The sequence below is a fragment of the Streptomyces sp. P1-3 genome (assembly GCF_050613155.1).
Taxonomy (GTDB): domain Bacteria; phylum Actinomycetota; class Actinomycetes; order Streptomycetales; family Streptomycetaceae; genus Streptomyces.
The window spans coordinates 4591293-4609121 of record NZ_CP192512.1 but is presented as its reverse complement, the minus strand read 5'-3'; the positions used below and the strand labels follow the sequence as shown (position 1 = coordinate 4609121).

Below are 17829 nucleotides of genomic sequence, written 5' to 3'. Positions count from 1 at the left end.
CGCTGCGGCGCCTGGTGGTGCGCGGTGATGCGCGCCGTTGCTTGAGGGGGTGACGGTGAAGGCGCCCCGGACGTCGGGTCAGGGCCCCGGACGTCGGGTCAGGACAGGTCCTTTCCGAGGAGCCACGTGGCGATCTCGCGGATCGCACCGTGCCCTCCTGGTGTGGAGGTCACCGCTCGGGCGGCTCCGCGCACGACGTCGTGCGCGGTGGCCACCGCTACCGGCCAACCGACCACGTCGAAGCACGACAAGTCGTTGACGTCGTTTCCGACATAGAGCACGCGCTCGGGGGCGATGCCCTGTTCCTCGCACCACTGCTTCAGTGCGAGATCCTTGCGGTCGATGCCGTGCAGCACGGGGATGCCGAGCTTGCGCGCACGCGCGGCGACGACCGGGTTCTGCTCCGTGGACAGGATCAGCAGCGCCAGCCCCGCGCGGCGCAGCGCGGCGATGCCGAGTCCGTCGCCGCGGTGCACGGCGACCAGTTCCCGTCCGTCGGAGTCGATCAGCACCCTGTCGTCGGTCTGGGTGCCGTCGAAGTCGATGACCACCGCGTCGATGTCGTCGCGGGTGGGGAGGCTGCCGGGGCGCGGGGCGTCCAGCAGCGGTGCGAGGGCGCGGGCGCGCGCCAGGTCGTGCGGATCGTCGATCTCCAGCACGCGGGCGGCGTCGGTGCGCACCAGTGCGGTGCGGCCGAAGAAGCGGTGCTTCTCGGTACGGAAGCCGTCGACGCGCATGGCGTACGCGGCGCCGGTCTCCAGCAGGTCCTGCGGGCGGTCCTGGCGGCGGGGGCGGAAGGACTTGTCGTGGTTGACGCCGTAGCCTCCTTCGGCGGCGTGGACCCCGATGTCGTGCCCGGTGGCGGCGGGGGCCGGGACCGTGCCGGTGGGGTGCGCCACCGGCCCGCGCGAGGCCGCCGCGGCGGCTCCCGCCGGAGCCGTGGGAGCCGCGGCCGAGGCGCCCCCGAGGGCCGGTTCCGCGGGCGTCGCCGGGTGCGCCGTCGCGTCATACGCGGCGAAGCCGCCGTCGTCCGCCGCGTCGCGCCAGATGAAGCCGTGGAAGGGCGCCACGGTCAGTGCGCTGTCGGCGCCGTCCTCCAGGACGGCCGCGACCACGCCGTCCACGTCCTCCCGGACGATGAACGGGCTGGTGCACTGCACCAGCAGCACGACCTCGGCGGTGGTGCGGTGCCTGGTCTCGAACGCGTCCAGCGCGTGCAGTACGGCGGCCTCGCTGGTGGCCGTGTCGCCCGCGATGGCCGTCGGGCGCTGGATCACCTCGGCGCCCGCGCCCCGCGCGGCGGCGGCGATCCCGGCGTCGTCGGTCGAGACGATCACATCCGTCACCAGGCGGCTCGCGCGGCACTCGCGGACGGCGCGGGCGACCAGCGGCACACCCCCCACGGAGGCGAGGTTCTTGGCGGGCACGCCCTTGGATCCGCCGCGGGCGGGGATCACGGCGACGACGCGCCGCTCGGGGACGGTCGGCATTGCGGCTCCTTCGGGGCCGTCGGGGCGGCTCACAGCGCCTCCCCGGTACGGCCGGTGACGGGGGCGACGCGCGGAGCACCGGGGCGGTGGCCGCCGCGCGCGCCTTCCTGCTGGGTGTGACGGCTGCCCGCGGCGCCGCCCATGCGGCGGATGACGAGCGCCACGCGCCGCACGCCGTGGCGGTACGCACCGCGCGCGCCCCGCCGCCAGGACGGCGGGGAGTGCCGGAGCTGCCGGAGCTGCCGGGCGTGTCGGGGCTGACCGGGCGCGGCGGACCGGCCGAGCTGGGCGGGCTCGGCGGGCCAGCTGGGCTGGCCGGGCTCGGCGCACTGGCCCGGCTGCGCCAGCCGCTCGGGCTGCTCGGGGTGTCCGCGCCACCCGGCGCCGCGGTTGTTCACAGCTCCCCCATCCGGCGGATGACGGGCGCCACGCGCTGCACGCCGTGGCGGTACGCGCCGCGCGCCGCCTCCCGCATCGTGTTGCGGACGACGCGCCGCAGCCCGCTGGGCTCGGCGTCCCCGGTGGGCGCGCCGGGCAGCGGGGTGCCGTCGGGCTGGAAGCCGTACCGGCCGAGGATGCGCGGCAGATATCCGGGCGCGGTGGTCGGCGTGTAGTAGGGGGACAGCGGCGGCGGTTCGGGTGCGGCGGCCAGTTCGGCGACCCGTTCGCGCGCCGCGTCGAAGGCGCTCCGGTACGCCTCCCCGGTGTGTACGCCCTGGCGGGCCACCCAGTCCGGGTCCGGCTTCGGCAGGTGCCCCGCGTCGAGCTGGTCCCAGGAGGCCAGGCAGCCGGAGCCCAGGAAGTGGTGGTTTCCGAGCGTCTCGCGGATGCCGAGGTCGGTCAGGACGGCGGTCGGGACGCCGCGGTGCAGCGACTCCAGGGCCGCGGTCGAACTGACCGTCACCAGCAGGTCGGCGGTGTCCAGGACCTCGCCCATGTTGCCGTAGGAGAGGCGGAAGTTGGGCGGGGCGCCGCCTTCGATCCTGGCCGCCAGTTTCTGGTACGGCAGTTCCTCGATGTGCGTGGTGTGCTCGCCGGGCTTGCTGCGCAGCTTCATCAGCACCTCGCGGTCGGGGTGCTTGCGCGCGTGTTCCACGGCGCGGCGCAGCAGGTACGCGCGGTCGGCGCGGTTGTCGGGGACGGACGGCTGGACGGCGAAGACCACGGTGCCGCCGGGGTGGGCCCGTCGCGCACGGGCGGCCGGGTCGTACGGGGCGCCGCCCAGGAAGGGCAGGGCGCACTCCACGACGCTGCGGGGGTCGGCGCCGACGCCGCGGTAGACCGCCCGGAACCGGTCGGCGTCGTAGGCGGAGTTGGCCAGCACCACATCGGCGCCGTGCCGCAGCAGCAGGCCGTCGGCGAGCTTCTCGTAGACGACGCCGACGTAGCCGGTGACGACCACGGGGCGGCGGGCGTCCGCGGCGTCCCCGGCGGGCGTCCGCCAGGCCCGCCCGAGTCCGTGCAGCATCGCCTGCACGGCACCGCCGACGCACGACAGCACGATCACGTCGTACTCCGAACCGCTGACGGCCCGTACGAACTCCGCGCCCGTGACCTCGCGCAGTGACTGGGCGCGTACCCCCACCTCGGCGAGCTGACGTACCGTCGGCGTCGCCCGGCCGCGCAGCAGGAAGCCGTCCAGCCGGGCGTCGTCCTGATCATCCGAAACCAGGCGGTGCGCGGTGAGCGCGCCCCACTTCCACCGGGTGTCGGAGTCGGCGAGCACTGCTGCGCGCAAGGGGGAATTCGTACGAGTGGGCACGTCGCCGACGGTAGGAAGCGATTCCGATTCTCCGCCCAACGCAGGTGCAACAAACGGTTAACAGCACGTCGACGCTTGGCGAAGCGGCAGGCCGGAGCGTCGGGTTAACCATTCCGACGTTCTTCGTTCACCTTCAGGTACACCACAGGTCAAGACGAATGCCAGACGGCGACCTACCGTCACCCGAGTGGTTAAGCTCTCCGTCATCGTGCCGTTCTACAACGTGCAGACCTATGCCCCTGACACCCTGAGAAGTCTGCGTGCGAACGCACGCGACGACTTCGAATTCATTCTCGTGGACGACTGCTCGGCCGACGAAACCCCGGAGATCCTGGAGCGCGCCGAGCGCGAGCTGCCGGGTGCGGTCCTGGTGCGGCACGAGAGGAACGGCGGGCTCGCCACCGCGCGCAACACCGGACTGGACGCGGCGAGCGGCGAGTACCTCACCTTCCTCGACGGCGACGACTGGCTCGCGCCGGGCTACTACGAACAACTGCTCGATGTCATCGAGGACTTGGGCGTGGACTTCGTCCGTACGGACCACGTCCAGTGCACCGCCCGCGCACGCACGATCCACCGGGTGCCGGTGGGCCGCCGCGGCGTGGTGATGAACCCGCGCGACGCCATCCTCCCCGCCGACCGCTCGACCTCCGTCGACTACGCCTACGCCTGGGCGGGCATGTACCACCGCCGACTGGCCGACGAGGGGCTGCTGCATTTCACGCACGGCCTGCGCACCGCCGAGGACCGGCCGTGGATCTGGCGGCTGCACCGCGAGGCGCGCACCTTCGCGGTGGTCGGCCTGCTGGGTGTCTTCTACCGGCGCGGAGTCGCCTCTTCGCTCACCCAGATCGGCGACGTACGGCAACTCGACTTCATCCGCGCATTCGATCAGGTTATCGAGGAAACCGCCCGGGATCCGGAGGCGGATAAACTCCTCCCGAAAGCCGTCCGAACGTATTGCGCCATCATCTCGCACCATTTGGGCAACATCGAAAGATTCGAACCCGCGGTCGCCCGCAAGCTGCGCGCCATGAGCGCGGCGGCGATGAAGCGCATGCCGCAGGACATACTGAAAGACGCGCTGAACTCCATGGATTATGAGCGTGCCGCACGGCTCAAGCGGCTCCGCCGCAGGCCCGTGGCCGGAGAGGTGGCGGCCTGATGCCCGCGCGCGGCGCACGCAAGCGCACCCAGATCTTCTTCGCCTCCACCCTCTACGGTGCCGCCACGCTGGCCGCCGCCCTGGACGCGGACCTCTTCGGACCGGCCGACCGACGGCTGCTGCTCGTCAGCAACAACGCCGCGACGCCGGAGACCACCCCGGCGCTGGACGAGATGCCGGGCTTCGAGCAGCTGCGGGACCGGTTCGACGGGATCCTGTCCTGGAACGAGACGATCCGCCCGTTCCACCCGGGCGGCTGGTCGCCGCGCGCCAACGACGTTCCGCTCTGGGAGCGGCATCTGCGGCTGCTGTGGGGCCTGGGCGACGACACGGTCGAACTGGCCGTGGAATCCATCCAGGTGGCCCCGGCGCTCTCCCTCGCCAAGCTCTTCCCCGACTCGCCGCTGGACGTCTACGCGGACGGGCTGATGAGCTACGGGCCGACCCGCAACAAGCTCGACCCGCTGGTCGGCACCCGGATCCGGCGGCTGCTCCATCTGGATCTGGTGCCGGGACTGAAGCCGCTGCTGCTCACCGAGTTCGGTGTGGAGCCGGAGATCATCCCGAGCGACGCCTTCGCCAAGACACTCGCCGAGCTGTCCCACGCCGCCCCCTCGACGCCCGAGCTGGACGCGCTGGGCGCGGCGGCCGAGCGGCCGGTGCTGCTGCTGGGCCAGTACCTGTCCGCGCTGGACATCCTCACCCCCGAGGAAGAGGAGCGGCTGCACGTCCGCATGCTGCGCGGCGCCTTCGCGCTCGGCCACCGCAACATCGTCTTCAAGCCGCACCCCACCGCCCCCGCCCGCTGGTCGCGGATGCTGGAGAAGGAGGCCGGGGAGCTGGGCGCCGAGCTGACCGTGCTGGACGCGCCGGTCCTGGCCGAGGTGCTCTACCAGCGGCTGCGGCCGACGCTGGTGGTCGGCTGCTTCTCCACCGCGCTGCTCACCGCGACCGCGTTCTACGGGCTGCCCGCCGCCCGGATCGGCACCGAGGTGCTGCTGGAGCGGCTGACTCCGTATCAGAACAGCAACCGGGTGCCCGTCACGATCGTCGACGCGCTGCTGCCGAACCTGGAGAACCGCGAGGCGGTCGCCGGCTGGACGCCCGCGGCCGGCGAGCGCACGGCGCGGGAGGCGGACCTGACCGGTCTGATCGCCGCGGTCGGCTTCGCGATGCAGGCACAGATCTACCCGCAGCTGCGGCCCGCCGCGGAGCGCTATCTGAGCAGGCGTCTGGACACGCACACCTGGCGCTACTTCAAGCGCCGCCGGCTGACCGCGCTGGCCCTGCCGGGCGCGGTCCCCTCCCAGCTCTCCTTCGTCTCCCGGAACGAGACCGTCCGCCGCGTTGCCCGCCGCGCCCGCGCGGTCCAGCGCAAGATCAAGAAGAAGACCGCACAGTAAGACCACACAGTAAGAAGACCACCCAGTGACAGCTCCCAGCAGCACGCTCCCGGCACCCCAGCCGGGAGTGTCCGAATCACGGCAGCGGGCGGAGATACGACCGGGGGCGCGCGGCCCGAAGAGCGCGTCCCCTTCCCGACCCGCTGCCCGGCTCCGCGCCCTGGACGGGCTGCGCCTGCTCGCCGCCCTCATGGTCGCCGCGTACCACTACGGCGGCCGCGGCGGCGAGATCTCCCAGGCGTGGGGCAGCTCGCCGCGTGACCAGTTCCCCACCGCCTCCGGCTACTTCGCCTACGGCTGCCTGGGCGTCCAGATCTTCTTCGTCATCAGCGGCTTCGTGATCTGCATGAGCGGATGGGGGCGGCCGCTGCGCGGCTTCTTCGCCTCCCGCGTCTCCCGCCTCTTCCCCGCCTACTGGGCGGCGATCCTCCTGGTCACCGCCGTCTTCGCGCTCCCCTGGGTCGCGTACCGGACGGTCTCCGCGAGCGACACGCTCCTGAACCTCACGATGATCCAGCAGCCGCTGGGCGCCGACCGGGTGCTCGGGGTGTGCTGGACCCTCTGGGCGGAGCTCCGCTTCTACGCGCTCTTCGCGCTCTTCGTCGTCCTGCCGGGCGCCAGCCGCCAGCGGGTGGTGCTGTTCTGCGCCGTGTGGACCCTGGCCGCGGCCCTGGCCGACGCCACTGACGAATCCTTCCTTCAGACCGTCCTGATGCCCGAGTACGCCCCGTACTTCATCGGCGGCATCGGCCTGTACCTCATCCACCGCTTCGGCCATGACGCGCTGGCCTGGGGCATCGTGGGCATGAGCTTCCTGGTCGGCCAGCACTACGCGGTCGCCGGGCTCTGGCACGCCTCCTCCGGCGGGGACGTCTTCTCCCACCGCAGCCAGCTCGGCATCATCGCCGTGGTGGCGTTCGGCTATCTGGCGGTGGCCCTGGTCGCGTGCGGCAGGCTCCAGTGGGCCGACTGGCGCTGGCTGTCGGTCGCGGGCGCGCTGACGTACCCGTTCTATCTGGTCCACGAGCACCTCGGCTGGGTGACGGTCCAGGTCCTCCACCGCGAGCTGGGCGTCCCGTCATACGCGACGTTCGCGCTGACCCTCGCGCTGATGCTGGTGCTGGCGTGGCTGCTGTACCGGTTCGTCGAGCAGCGGCTGACGCCCCTGCTGAAGCGGGCGCTCATGCCGGCGCGCTGAGCTCAGGCCCGCCCGGCCGACGGCGGCAGGGTCGCCTCGATGCCCGCGATGATCACGCGCAGCCCCTCCTCGAAGCGCTCCTCGTAGTTCAGGAACAGGTCCGCGCCCGCCGCCGCGGCGAGCGGGTGGTCCGCGCCGATGCGTGCCGCCCGCTCGTCGACGTCGTAGCCGGCGGCGCGCTCGCCGGGCGCGACCTGGACCGCCTGCTCCTCGGTCACGAAGCCGAGCGTGAAGGTGTACGCGATGAACGACGCGCGCGCGGCCGCGCTCGGGGTGAAGCCCGCGTCGACCAGGACGCGCAGGTGGGCCTCCATCGCGGCGGCGTGGCCGGTGTCGGTGAACCGGGTGCCGCTGAAGACCTTGGCGCCGTCGCGGTAGCCCAGCAGGGCCGCGCGCAGACCGCGCTGGGCCCGGGCGAGCTGTTCCTGCCAGCTGGCGGCGGGGGCCATGGGGGTGCGGGTCATCTCGCGGTGGATGGCGGTGGCCATCTCGTCCAGCAACTCGCCCTTGTTCTTGAAATGCCAGTAGAGCGCGGGCGCCTGGACGTTCAGCTCCTTGGCGATACGGCGCAGGGTGAGCCCCTCCAGTCCCACCTCGTTGAGCAGCCGCAGCGCGGTGTCCACCACCAGGGCGCGGTCCAGTCGCGTCGTCGCCATGGGGCCATTGTCCCTGCTCCCCTCACCGCGCTTGACAACTTAACAACGTTAAGCGCATCCTCGACACCATGGAACTTAACAACGTTAAGGAGCCGGTCGAGGTACTGGTCGTCGGCGCCGGGCCCGCCGGGCTCACGCTCGCCGTCGATCTGGCCCGGCGCGGCATACGGGCTCAGGTGGTGGAGCGCGGCGCGGAGCTGTTCCCCGGCTCGCGGGGCAAGGGACTCCAGCCGCGCACCCAGGAGGTCTTCGACGACCTCGGCGTCCTCGCGGCGGTGCGGGCCGCAGGGGGCCCGTACCCGCCGATGATGGGCTGGGAGGGCGACCGGCGGTCGGGCGCGTTCCAGATGATCGACAGCGCCGAGCCGACGCCGGACGCCCCGTACCGCAAGGCCTGGATGCTCCCGCAGTGGCGCACCTCGCGGATCCTGTACGCGCGGCTGCTGGAGCTGGGCGGCGGCGTGCGGTTCGGCACGGAGCTGATCGGCTTCGACCAGGACGCGGACGGGGTGGAGGCCCGGCTGCGGCACGCGGACGGGTCGACCGCGACCGTACGCGCCCGCTATCTGGCGGCGGCCGACGGCGGGCGGAGCACCGTCCGCGCCGCCCTGGGCATCGGCATGACCGGGGAGACCGTCGACCCGCGCCCGATGCTGGTCGCCGACGTCCGGATCGACGGGATCGACGCCGACCACTGGCACGTGTGGCGGCAGGCCCCGGGCGGCGGCTTCGCGCTGTGCCCGCTCGCCGGAACGGACCACTTCCAGGTACTCGCGCAGTACGAGGACGCCGACGCCGTACCCGGCACCTCGCCCGAGGCGGTGCGCCGACTGGTCGCGGACCGCACCCCGCTGACCGCCGCCGACGTCCGCGAGGTCCTGTGGGCCTCCGCCTTCCGGGCGCGGGCGGCGATGGCGGACCGGTTCCGGGACGGCCGGGCCTTCCTCGTCGGGGACGCGGCGCACGTCCACTCCCCGGCGGGCGGCCAGGGCCTGAACACCAGCGTGCAGGACGCCTACAACCTGGGCTGGAAGCTCGGCCAGGTGCTGCGCCACGGGGCCGACCCGGCGCTGCTGGACTCCTACGAGGAGGAGCGGCTTCCGGTCGCCGCCGGCGTACTGGGCATCAGCACCCGCATCCACCGGGCGGCCATGGCGGGCGACGCCGAGGGGCAGCAACGCGCGGCGGAAGTCCACCAGTTGGGGCTGACCTACCGGGGCGGACCGCTCGCCTCGGAACTACGGCCCGCACTGCCGCAGGACGCGCTACGCGCGGGCGACCGTGCCCCGGACGCCCCGTGCACCCTCCCGGACAGCACCCCCTACCGGCTGTTCGACGCCTTCCGGGGCCCCCACTTCACGCTCCTGGCACTGGGTGGGTGCGAACTGCCTCCGTACGAGGGGGATCTGCTGCGCACGTACGCGGTCGGCGGGCCCACGCCCGATCTGCTGGACCCCGCGGGCCACATACGCAAGGCGTACGCCGAGCGCGGCCTCTTCCTGATCCGCCCCGACGGGTACGTGGCCTTCGCGGCGGCGGACGACGCGGAGGGGGTGCGGGCACTGGGCGACTGCCTCAGGCGCTACGGGGTCCTGGACCGGGCGGCGACCCGGTGATCAGTTCGCCGCGAGCACGGCCAGGGCCTGCTCGGTGATGGCGTCCGGCCGGGCGCCGATGTCCAGCTCGGTGCCGCTCTCGTCGGGCTGGAGCGGTTCGAGGGTGGCGAGCTGCGAGTCCAGCAGCCTGCCGGTCATGAAGTGGCCCCGACGGGCCGCCATCCGCTCGGCGATCAGCGCGGGGTCGCCGGTGAGATGGAGGAAGAACAGGCCGGGGGCCGCCGCGCGGAGCCGGTCGCGGTAGGCGCGCTTGAGCGCGGAGCAGCTGACCACTCCGCCTCCGGCCAGGTGCCGGCGGGCCCAGTCGCCGATGGCGTCGAGCCAGGGCGCGCGGTCGGCGTCGTCGAGCGGGAGGCCGGCGGTCATCTTGGCGATGTTGGCCGGGGAGTGGAAGTCGTCGGCCTCGGCATACGGGACGCCGAGCCCGGCCGCCAGCAGCGCGCCGACCGTGGACTTGCCCGTACCGGACACGCCCATGACCACGACGACCTTAGGCGGGTTCATCGGAGCCACCTCGCTGCCTTCCTCGTTGTCTTCCTCGCTGTGCCTGTGGTGCCGCTCATCCGGCGACCGGCGACACGCCCGGCGGCCACCGCTCGTGCCAGCGCTGGTCCGCTTCCAGTTGCGCGGCGAGTGAGAGCAGCGTCGGCTCGCTGTTGGCCGGGCCGAGGAGTTGGGCGCCCAGGGGGAGGCCGTCGCCGGTCAGGGCCGCGGGGACGTTCACGCCCGGCCAGCCCAGTACGTTCCAGGGCCAGGCGTAGGGGCACGCCGCGATCATCGCCCGGTCCGTGGCCCAGCCCGACAGCCGGGCCATGGCGCCGACGCGGGGCGGGGGTACGGCCGTGGTCGGGGTCAGGACGACGTCGTACCGGCGGAACAGCTCGCCCACCCGGCGGCGCAGCGGGAGTTCGGCGGCGCGGGCCAGCCGCAGCGGTCCGCCGCCCAGGAGCCGGCCGGTGCGGGCGGCGGTGCGGGTGCGGGCGTCGAGCAGGGACCGGTCGGGGACGCGGTCCGCCCAGTCCCGCAGACCGGCCGTGGCGCGCGGTACGAAGACCAGGCCCACCTGCCCGTAGCGCGGATCGGCCTCCGAGACCTCGTGGCCGAGGGCCGCCAGCCGGTCCGCCAGCCGCAGCACGGCGGCGCGGACGGCGGGGTCGAGGCGGTGCGGTATGCCGGTGAACGCGGGCTTGAAGGACAGGGCGACGCGCAGCCGCCCCGGGTCGCGGCCGACGGCGGACAGGACGTCCACGGCGGGCGGGCGGTGCAGGTCCTCCGGGCGGTTGCCGGCGGCCGCGTGCAGCAGCAGCGCGGCGTCCGCGACCGTGCGCGCCAGCGTGCCGTGGCAGGTGATGCCGTTGAACGCCTCGGCGTCCGGCCAGGTCGAGATCCGGCCGCGCTGCGGTTTGACGCCCACCAGATGGGTCCAGGCGGCGGGGATCCGGACCGAGCCCGCGCCGTCGGAGCCGAGGGCGGCGGGCACCAGGGCGGCGGCGACGGCGGCCGCGGCGCCGCCGGAGGAGCCGCCGGGAGTGTGGCCGAGGTGCCACGGGTTGCGGGTGTCGCCGAAGGCGGGCCCCTCGGTGAACGGCCACTGACCCAGCTCCGGGGTGTTCGTCTTGCCGACGATCACCGCCCCGGCCGCGCGCAGCCGCCGCACCGCCTCCCCGTCCGCCGTCCTGACCGGGAAGTCGCCGCGGCAGCCGAAGGCGGTCGGCTCCCCCGCCACGTCCGTGTCGTCCTTGACCGCGACCGGCACGCCCAGCAGCGGCAGCCGCTCACCCGCCGCCAGCCGCCGGTCCGCCTCCTCGGCCTCCGCGAGCGCGGCTTCGGCCCGTATCCGGCGGAAGGCGTTGAGCGTGGCCCGCGTGGCGGCGATCCGCCTGAGCGACTCGGCCACCAGGTCGACGGAGGACACCTCGCCCTCGGCCAGCGCGCGGGCCTGTCCGGCCAGGCCCCGGGTCATGACGGCGGTCATGTGCGCCTCCTCGGCCGTGTGTGGGGGGGGCGACGACACCCCTCGAACACTCTGCCCCTCGAACAAACGGTAGTGCGCACGGGGTTGGCCGCGCAGCAGCACAACGCCTACGCACCTTTTTGTCAGTACTTGATCCTCCGGAGCGCCGCGAGGACGCTGGAGCACGACCCGCAAGGAACAGGAGTTCGAATGCACGCGAGCACGTCCGCCCAGGCACCCGTCACCGTCCTCGGCCTGGGCGCCATGGGCCAGGCCCTGGCGGCCGCCCTCCTCGACGGCGGCCACCCCACGACGGTGTGGAACCGCTCCGCGGGCAAGGACGAAGAGCTGGTCGCCAAGGGCGCCCGGCGTGCCGCCACGGCCGCCGAGGCCGTCGCCGCCGGCCCGCTGACCGTCGTCTGCATGACGGACTACGACGCCTCCCAGGCGGTCCTGGAGCCCCTCGCCGACACCCTGCGCGGCCGGACGCTGGTCAACCTCACCTCCGACACCCCGGAGCGGGCGCGGGAAGCCGCGCGGTGGGCGGCCGAAGCGGGCATCGACTACGTGGACGGCTCCATCATGGTGCCGACCCCGGTGATCGGCCTGCCCGACGCCCTGATCCTCTTCAGCGGCACGCGGTCCGCGTTCGAGGCACACGAGCCGAGCCTGCGGGCGCTCGCGGGCAACCTGCCCTTCCTCGGCACGGACCCGGGCCTCGCCGCGGTCTACGACCTGGCGATGCTGAACATCTTCTACTCCGCGTACGGGGGGCTGCTGCGCTCCTTCGCGATGGCGGCCGCGGAAGGCGTGACGGCCGCCGACTTCGCCCCGTTCGCGCTGGAGATCGGCAAGATCATGCCGCCGATCATCGAGGGGATCGCCACCGACATCGACGCCCGGACCTACCCCGGCGCACAGGCCAACCTCGCCATGATGGCGGCCGGCGTGGAGCACGTCCTCCACGCGGGCCGGGCGAAGGGCGTCGACATGACCGGGCTGGAAGCGGTCAAGGCGAGCGCCGACCGGGCCCTGGCCAAGGGCTTCGGTGAGCAGGGGTTCACCAGCATCTTCGAGGTGATGCGGACCGACGAGCCCGCGTAGGCCGTCCCGTACGCCGACCGCTCGGCCGTCCGTCAGAAGAGGGCCTGCTGCCCCGGTGCCGGCGGCTCGTCCGTGGCGAACAGCGGCGGCGCACCCAGCAGCGGCGCGAGGCGCCGCGAACCGGGGCAGGACACCAGGTCGTAGCCGGAGCGCCGGCCGGGAGGGTCGTGACGGGCGAACCGCCCGCCGACGACCGCGATCTGACGCGTGCAGACGGGGCAGGTGCGGCGCGGTGCGGACATGCCGCCAGTGTCGCGCACGGAGACGCGGTGGCGGGGGGCCAGGGGCGCCCGGAGGTGTGGGGCGGGGCGACCCGGGCGTCACAAGCGCGCCACGCGGACGCCGCCCGGCCCGGCGCACACCCGCCCGACGGCCCGCCGGGAGACAGCCCGCCTAGCCGCCGCCGAGGTCGTGGGCCAGCCGCTCGGCGGACTCGCGGGTGAAGCTGCCGCTGATCTGCACCTTGCCGCCGGTGATGGCGGTGAGAACCGACGGCGCGGAGAGCAGCTCGTGCCCGCGGATGACGGCGAGCTGGTTGGCCGGCGGCGTCCGGCCGGCCAACCGGCCGGTGAGGTCCGCGAAGCGCTTGGCGTCGCCGCTGGTCAGCTCGATGTTCACGATCCAGCCGCTGCCGTTCTCCGCGTCGTACTTCGCTTCGGACGACAGCGTGCCCGTGACCAGCATGCCGTCGGCGCCCCCTCCCCCGGAGGCGACGGTGAGGCAGCTTCCCGATGCCTCATCGGTGAAGGACGTGGCCGACTCGGTCGCGCAGGCGCCGGGCCGCTCCTGTTCCACCGCCACGAACCGCAGCGGTCCGCCCCGCACCGCGCGCGGGCTGCTCGACCCCGGGCCGGGGGCCGTGGCGCTCGGCTCTCCCCTACCCGGCCTCTTGCCCAGGAGGCCGCCGCCCTCGTCATCGTCATCGTCACCGCCGCATCCGGCGGTCAGGGTCCCCGCCAGTACCACCACCGCCACCGCCGTCGCGGCCCTGCCCGACCGACCGATCCGCACCAGCCCCGCCCCCCTCGACTCGCTGCTGAAACTCGCTGCTAAAAAGCGTCTGCCGGAACGTACGTACCCCACACCTCCCGCAACGCACCACACACTTCGCCCACCGTGGCGCGCGCCGCCAGCGCGTCCTTCATCGGGTACATGACGTTGACGCTCGCGGCGTCGGCCGCCGCAGCCTCCTTCAGCGCCGACAGCGCCGCGCTCACCGCCGCCCCGTCCCGCTCGTCCCGCAGTCTCGCCAGCCGCGCCACCTGCCGCGCCTCGATGGCGGGGTCGACCCGCAGCGGCTCGTACGGCTGCTCCTCGACCAGTTGGAAGCGGTTGACGCCGACCACGACGCGCTCATGGCTCTCCATCTGGCGCGCGATGCGGTACGCGTTCCGCTCGATCTCGCTCTTCTGGAAGCCCTGCTCGATGGCGGCCACCGCGCCCCCCATGCCCTCGACCTCCTCCATCAGCTCCACGGCGGCCCCCTCCAGGTCGTCGGTCATCGACTCGACGGCGTAACTGCCCGCGAACGGGTCCACGGTGGCCGTCACGTCCGTCTCGTTCGCCAGGACCTGCTGGGTACGCAGCGCCAGCCGGGCGGAGGTCTCGGTCGGCAGGGCGATGGCCTCGTCGAAGGAGTTGGTGTGCAGCGACTGGGTGCCGCCGAGCACGGCGGCCAGCGCCTGGACGGTGACCCGGACCAGATTGACCTCGGGCTGCTGGGCCGCGAGCTGGACCCCCGCGGTCTGGGTGTGGCAGCGCAGCGTCTGCGACCTGGGGTTGCGGGCACCGAAGTCCTCGCGCATGACGCGCGCCCAGATGCGGCGGGCGGCGCGGAACTTGGCGACCTCCTCCAGCAGGGTGGTGCGGGCGACGAAGAAGAAGGACAGCCGGGGCGCGAAGTCGTCCACGTCCATGCCCGTCGAGATGGCGGTGCGGACGTACTCGACGCCGTCGGCGAGGGTGAAGGCGATCTCCTGCGCGGGCGAGGCGCCGGCCTCCGCCATGTGGTAGCCGGAGATGGAGATGGTGTTCCACCTGGGGATCTCCGCCTTGCAGTAGCGGAAGATGTCGGCGGTCAGCCGCAGCGACGGGCCCGGCGGGAAGATGTAGGTGCCGCGCGCGATGTACTCCTTGAGGACGTCGTTCTGCAGGGTGCCGGTGAGCTGCGCGGGAGCCACGCCCTGCTCCTCCGCGACGAGTTGGTAGAGCAGGAGCAGCAGCGCGGCGGGCGCGTTGATCGTCATCGACGTGGAGACCTCGTCCAGCGGGATCCCGTGGAACAGCAGCCGCATGTCGTCGAGGGAGTCGATGGCCACTCCCACCTTGCCGACCTCCCCGTGGGCCAGCGGGGCGTCGGAGTCGTGGCCCATCTGGGTGGGCAGGTCGAAGGCGACGGACAGACCGGTGGTGCCGTGGTCGATCAGCTGCCGGTAGCGGGCGTTGGACTCGTCGGCGGTGCCGAAGCCCGCGTACTGCCGGATGGTCCAGGGCCGTCCCGTGTACATCGACGGGTACACGCCGCGGGTGTACGGATACCCGCCGGGCGCGCCCAGCCGCTGCGCCGGGTCCCACCCGGCGAGCGCCTCAGGTCCGTACACCGGCTCGATGGGGAGTCCCGACTCCGTCTCGCGGGCCATGGTTCACGCCTCCCGGTCCTTCGCCGGCCGGTCGCCGACGAAAACGATCACGTTCGGTCGAGTCAATCGCGTCCCAGGCGTTCACCGTGTCATTCGGTTCGGTCGACACGGAAAGCTTTGCCGCTCTTGTCGGATGTTCACCCCCTGAGGGGCGCGGGCATCAGAGGATGTGCGGGGAGAGTCATGCACCGGGAGGGGAAGCAGATGATCCGGATACGGTCATCCGTCATCCGCGTCGCGACGGCTGTCGCGGCGGCGACCGCGCTGACCGCGGGCTGCGGGGCGGGGGCGGCGAGCTCGGGAGTCTCCGGCGCCAAGGCCGCCGACCGGGGGAACCACACGCGGCAGGAGACGGACGGCGCCGGGGGCGACGGCGCGGCGGCGGTGGCCGCGCAGCGGCAGGCGGAGCGCGCCGCGGACCAGGAGGTGGCACTGGAGACCGCGCCCAGCGAGGGCGCGCGGAGCGCCAACGCGACGGGGGTGCCGCCCGGCAAGCTCAAGGGCAGGTCCGGCACGGTGACGGGCGCCGTCGGCGCCGTCGCCGCACCGGTGCCCGGGGTCCAGTCGCTCGGCTCGACGGGCACGAAGGTCCGCGAACTCCAGGCGCGACTGCTCCAGTTGGGGCTGTTCAAGCTCAATCCGACCGGGTATTTCGGCCCGATCACCCAGCGGTCGGTGCTGGCCTTCCAGCGCGCGCACGGCGTTCCCACCACCGGCAACGCGGGCCCGCTGACCTGGAAGGCGCTGAAGGCCAGGACCAAGGCGCCGACGCGCGACCAGCTGTACCCGGTGACCACACGCCCGGTCGCCAAGCCGGACAAGCGCTGTCTGACCGGCCGGGTGCTGTGCATCAGCAAGCAGAGCCGCACCCTGACCTGGATGGTCGACGGCAAGGTCCGCGGCGCGATGGACGTGCGGTTCGGCGCGCAGTACACCCCGACCCGCGAGGGTTCGTTCACGGTGTTCTGGAAGAGCCGGGACCACGTCTCGTCGATCTACCACACGCCCATGCCGTACGCGATGTTCTTCAGCGGCGGCCAGGCCGTGCACTACTCGTCGGACTTCGCCGCACGCGGCTACAACGGGGCCTCCCACGGCTGTGTGAACGTGCGGGACAAGGCGAAGCTCGCCAGTCTCTTCGAACAGGTGCGCACCGGCGACAGGGTCGTGGTGTACCGGTAGGGCGCGTCGACCGGGGGCCGGGGGCCGGGGCGCGCCACCGCCCCGGCCCCCGGTCATGGCCGGCACCGGCGACCGGGCCCCGGTCAGCCGGACGGCGGCGTCGGCGACCACACCCCGGCGGCGGTCCCGTCGCGGACGTGCTTCTCGTAGGCGGCGACCTTGCCGCTGATGATCTCCAGGCTCGCGTTCAGGTCGGAGATCCTGGCGCGCACGGCCTGTTCGTGCTCCCGCAGCAGCGCGAGGCGTTCCGCCTCGTTGCCCGGCCCCGACCGGACGAGCCGGGCGAACTCCTTCAGCGTGGCGATGGGCATGCCCGACGCGCGGAGCCGATTGCACAGCAGGAGCCACTCCACGTCCGCGGGTCCGTAGACCCGCTGCCCGCCGCCGGAGCGGGGGATCGGACGGAGGAAGAGGTCCTCGCGCTCGAAGAACCGCAGAGCGTGCACGCTCAGCCCCGTCGCCTCGGCGACCTCCCCGATCGACAGCTCACCCGCCCGCTTGCCCATGCCGCCGACGATACCTTGACCTAGAGCGCGGTCTAGATCCTAGGTTCGCGGACATGACGACGAAGCAACACAGGCTCGGCACCGGATTCGGTGCCCACAGCACGGCGGACGACGTCCTCGCCGGGATCGACCTGTCGGGCCGTACCGCACTGGTCACCGGCGGCTACTCCGGCCTCGGGCTGGAGACCACGCGAGCCCTCACTCGGGCCGGCGCGCACGTCATCGTCCCCGCGCGCAGGCCCGCGACGGCGGAGGAGGCCCTGCGCGGCGTGCCGCGGACGGAGGTGCGGGAACTCGACCTGGCGGACCTGGAGAGCGTCCGCGACTTCGCGGACCGCTTCCTGGACACCGGGCGCGCCCTCGACACCGTCATCAACGGCGCGGGCGTCATGGCCTGTCCGGAGACGCGCGTCGGCCCGGGCTGGGAGGCGCATTTCGCGACCAACCACCTCGGCCACTTCGCGCTCGTCAACCGGCTCCGCCCGGCGTTCGCCCCGGCCGGGGCACGGGTGGTGTCGGTGGCCTCGTCCGGCCACTTCCTCTCCGACATCCGCTGGCACGACCCGCACTTCCGCGACGGCTACGACCGGTGGCTGGCCTACGCGCAGTCGAAGACCGCCAACGCCCTCTTCGCCGTACGTCTCGACGCGCTCGGCGCGGGCAGCGGGCTACGCGCCTTCGCGGTCCATCCGGGCAGCATCCTGACCCCGCTGCAACGGCACGTCCCCCGCGACCAGCAGATCGCCCAGGGCTGGATCACCCCGGACGGCACGCCGGTGGCCGGTTTCAAGACACCGGCGCAGGGCGCGGCGACAGCGGTGTGGGCGGCGACCTCGCCGCTGCTCGACCGCCACGGCGGGGCGTACTGCCAGGACTGCGACATCGCCGCACCCGCCGACACCGACGACATGCTGATCGGCGGGGTGAAGCCCTGGGCCGTCGACCCGGACGCGGCGTCCCGGCTCTGGGAGCTCTCCGCGGAGCTCACCGGCCTGGACTCGTTCGGCCAGGGGCCGGGGAAGGCGGCGGTTTAGCCGCAAAGCCCGGGGCGCGGGTGGGGCCGGGGGAACGTGCCCCACCCGCGCCAGGGTTGCGCGGTGCCGTAGGTACGGGGGGAACCCCGGCTCCCGCGCGGCCGATGACCAGTCGGCCTT

General features: G+C 73.3%; 17 protein-coding genes. 7 read left to right on the top strand and 10 right to left on the bottom strand.

The window, feature by feature from the left end:
- Window positions 1–98 precede the first annotated feature (98 nt).
- From ACQUSR_RS19980 to ACQUSR_RS19970, 3 genes are read right to left on the bottom strand one after another with little or no spacing between them, the layout of a single operon-like run.
- The gene (locus ACQUSR_RS19980; protein ID WP_431043946.1) at window positions 99–1490 is read right to left on the bottom strand and encodes a cytidylyltransferase domain-containing protein; all 1392 of its coding nucleotides are present in this window, start codon (window positions 1488–1490) and stop codon (window positions 99–101) included.
- Between the two features lie 29 nt (window positions 1491–1519).
- Entirely contained in the window at window positions 1520–1888 is a 369-nt protein-coding gene (locus ACQUSR_RS19975; protein WP_431043945.1) for a hypothetical protein, read from the bottom strand.
- Window positions 1885–3252, bottom strand: coding sequence for a DUF6716 putative glycosyltransferase (locus ACQUSR_RS19970; protein WP_431043944.1), 1368 nt, complete (start codon window positions 3250–3252; stop codon window positions 1885–1887). The genes ACQUSR_RS19975 and ACQUSR_RS19970 overlap by 4 nt, the downstream gene beginning before the upstream one ends.
- A 187-nt stretch (window positions 3253–3439) precedes the next feature.
- Between ACQUSR_RS19970 and ACQUSR_RS19965 the strand changes: the two genes are divergently transcribed.
- Genes ACQUSR_RS19965 through ACQUSR_RS19955 form a run of 3 tightly spaced genes read left to right on the top strand, consistent with a single transcriptional unit; the run spans window position 3440 to window position 7018 of the window.
- Complete coding sequence (locus ACQUSR_RS19965; protein WP_431043943.1) at window positions 3440–4417, top strand: glycosyltransferase family 2 protein; 978 nt, start codon at window positions 3440–3442, stop codon at window positions 4415–4417.
- Window positions 4417–5820: a polysialyltransferase family glycosyltransferase gene (locus ACQUSR_RS19960; protein WP_431043942.1), complete on the top strand. Its 1404-nt coding sequence runs from the start codon at window positions 4417–4419 to the stop codon at window positions 5818–5820. Before ACQUSR_RS19965 ends, ACQUSR_RS19960 begins: the two co-directional genes overlap by 1 nt.
- Window positions 5821–5845: 25 nt before the next feature.
- Window positions 5846–7018, top strand: coding sequence for an acyltransferase family protein (locus ACQUSR_RS19955; RefSeq protein WP_431043941.1), 1173 nt, complete (start codon window positions 5846–5848; stop codon window positions 7016–7018).
- A 2-nt stretch (window positions 7019–7020) separates the two neighbouring features.
- Here the strand turns inward: ACQUSR_RS19955 and ACQUSR_RS19950 are convergent, their stop codons facing one another.
- The gene (locus ACQUSR_RS19950) at window positions 7021–7674 is read right to left on the bottom strand and encodes a TetR/AcrR family transcriptional regulator C-terminal domain-containing protein (RefSeq protein ID WP_431043940.1); all 654 of its coding nucleotides are present in this window, start codon (window positions 7672–7674) and stop codon (window positions 7021–7023) included.
- Between the two features lie 68 nt (window positions 7675–7742).
- Between ACQUSR_RS19950 and ACQUSR_RS19945 the strand changes: the two genes are divergently transcribed.
- Entirely contained in the window at window positions 7743–9290 is a 1548-nt protein-coding gene (locus ACQUSR_RS19945; RefSeq protein WP_431043939.1) for an FAD-dependent monooxygenase, read from the top strand.
- On the opposite strand, the gene ACQUSR_RS19940 is transcribed toward ACQUSR_RS19945, so the two are convergent.
- Together ACQUSR_RS19940 and ACQUSR_RS19935 are read right to left on the bottom strand one after the other, a co-directional pair.
- A complete protein-coding gene (locus ACQUSR_RS19940) occupies window positions 9291–9794 on the bottom strand; it encodes a gluconokinase (protein ID WP_431043938.1) in 504 nt (167 codons plus the stop codon). It lies immediately after the preceding gene.
- 55 nt (window positions 9795–9849) lie between these two features.
- Window positions 9850–11265 (bottom strand): amidase, encoded by a 1416-nt coding sequence (locus ACQUSR_RS19935; RefSeq protein WP_431043937.1) that lies wholly within the window; start codon window positions 11263–11265, stop codon window positions 9850–9852.
- A gap of 189 nt (window positions 11266–11454) precedes the next feature.
- Between ACQUSR_RS19935 and ACQUSR_RS19930 the strand changes: the two genes are divergently transcribed.
- Window positions 11455–12348 carry an NAD(P)-dependent oxidoreductase gene (locus ACQUSR_RS19930; RefSeq protein ID WP_431043936.1) on the top strand — a complete coding sequence of 298 codons (894 nt, stop codon included), beginning with the start codon at window positions 11455–11457 and terminating at the stop codon, window positions 12346–12348.
- A 32-nt stretch (window positions 12349–12380) separates the two neighbouring features.
- Here ACQUSR_RS19930 and ACQUSR_RS19925 read toward each other — a convergent pair whose 3' ends face one another.
- From ACQUSR_RS19925 to ACQUSR_RS19915, 3 genes are all read right to left on the bottom strand, one after another.
- Entirely contained in the window at window positions 12381–12590 is a 210-nt protein-coding gene (locus ACQUSR_RS19925; protein WP_431043935.1) for a hypothetical protein, read from the bottom strand.
- A gap of 151 nt (window positions 12591–12741) precedes the next feature.
- Entirely contained in the window at window positions 12742–13359 is a 618-nt protein-coding gene (locus tag ACQUSR_RS19920) for a SecDF P1 head subdomain-containing protein (protein WP_431043934.1), read from the bottom strand.
- 38 nt (window positions 13360–13397) lie between these two features.
- Window positions 13398–14987, bottom strand: coding sequence for an acyl-CoA mutase large subunit family protein (locus ACQUSR_RS19915; RefSeq protein ID WP_431043933.1), 1590 nt, complete (start codon window positions 14985–14987; stop codon window positions 13398–13400).
- A 183-nt stretch (window positions 14988–15170) separates the two neighbouring features.
- Here ACQUSR_RS19915 and ACQUSR_RS19910 point away from each other — a divergent pair, with 183 nt between their 5' ends.
- A complete protein-coding gene (locus ACQUSR_RS19910; RefSeq protein ID WP_431043932.1) occupies window positions 15171–16169 on the top strand; it encodes a L,D-transpeptidase family protein in 999 nt (332 codons plus the stop codon).
- An 83-nt stretch (window positions 16170–16252) separates the two neighbouring features.
- Here ACQUSR_RS19910 and ACQUSR_RS19905 read toward each other — a convergent pair whose 3' ends face one another.
- Window positions 16253–16675: a MerR family transcriptional regulator gene (locus ACQUSR_RS19905; protein ID WP_431043931.1), complete on the bottom strand. Its 423-nt coding sequence runs from the start codon at window positions 16673–16675 to the stop codon at window positions 16253–16255.
- Window positions 16676–16728: 53 nt separating this feature from the next.
- Between ACQUSR_RS19905 and ACQUSR_RS19900 the strand changes: the two genes are divergently transcribed.
- On the top strand, window positions 16729–17709 hold the full coding sequence (locus tag ACQUSR_RS19900; RefSeq protein WP_431043930.1) for an SDR family NAD(P)-dependent oxidoreductase: 981 nt from the start codon (window positions 16729–16731) through the stop codon (window positions 17707–17709).
- Window positions 17710–17829: the final 120 nt, after the last annotated feature.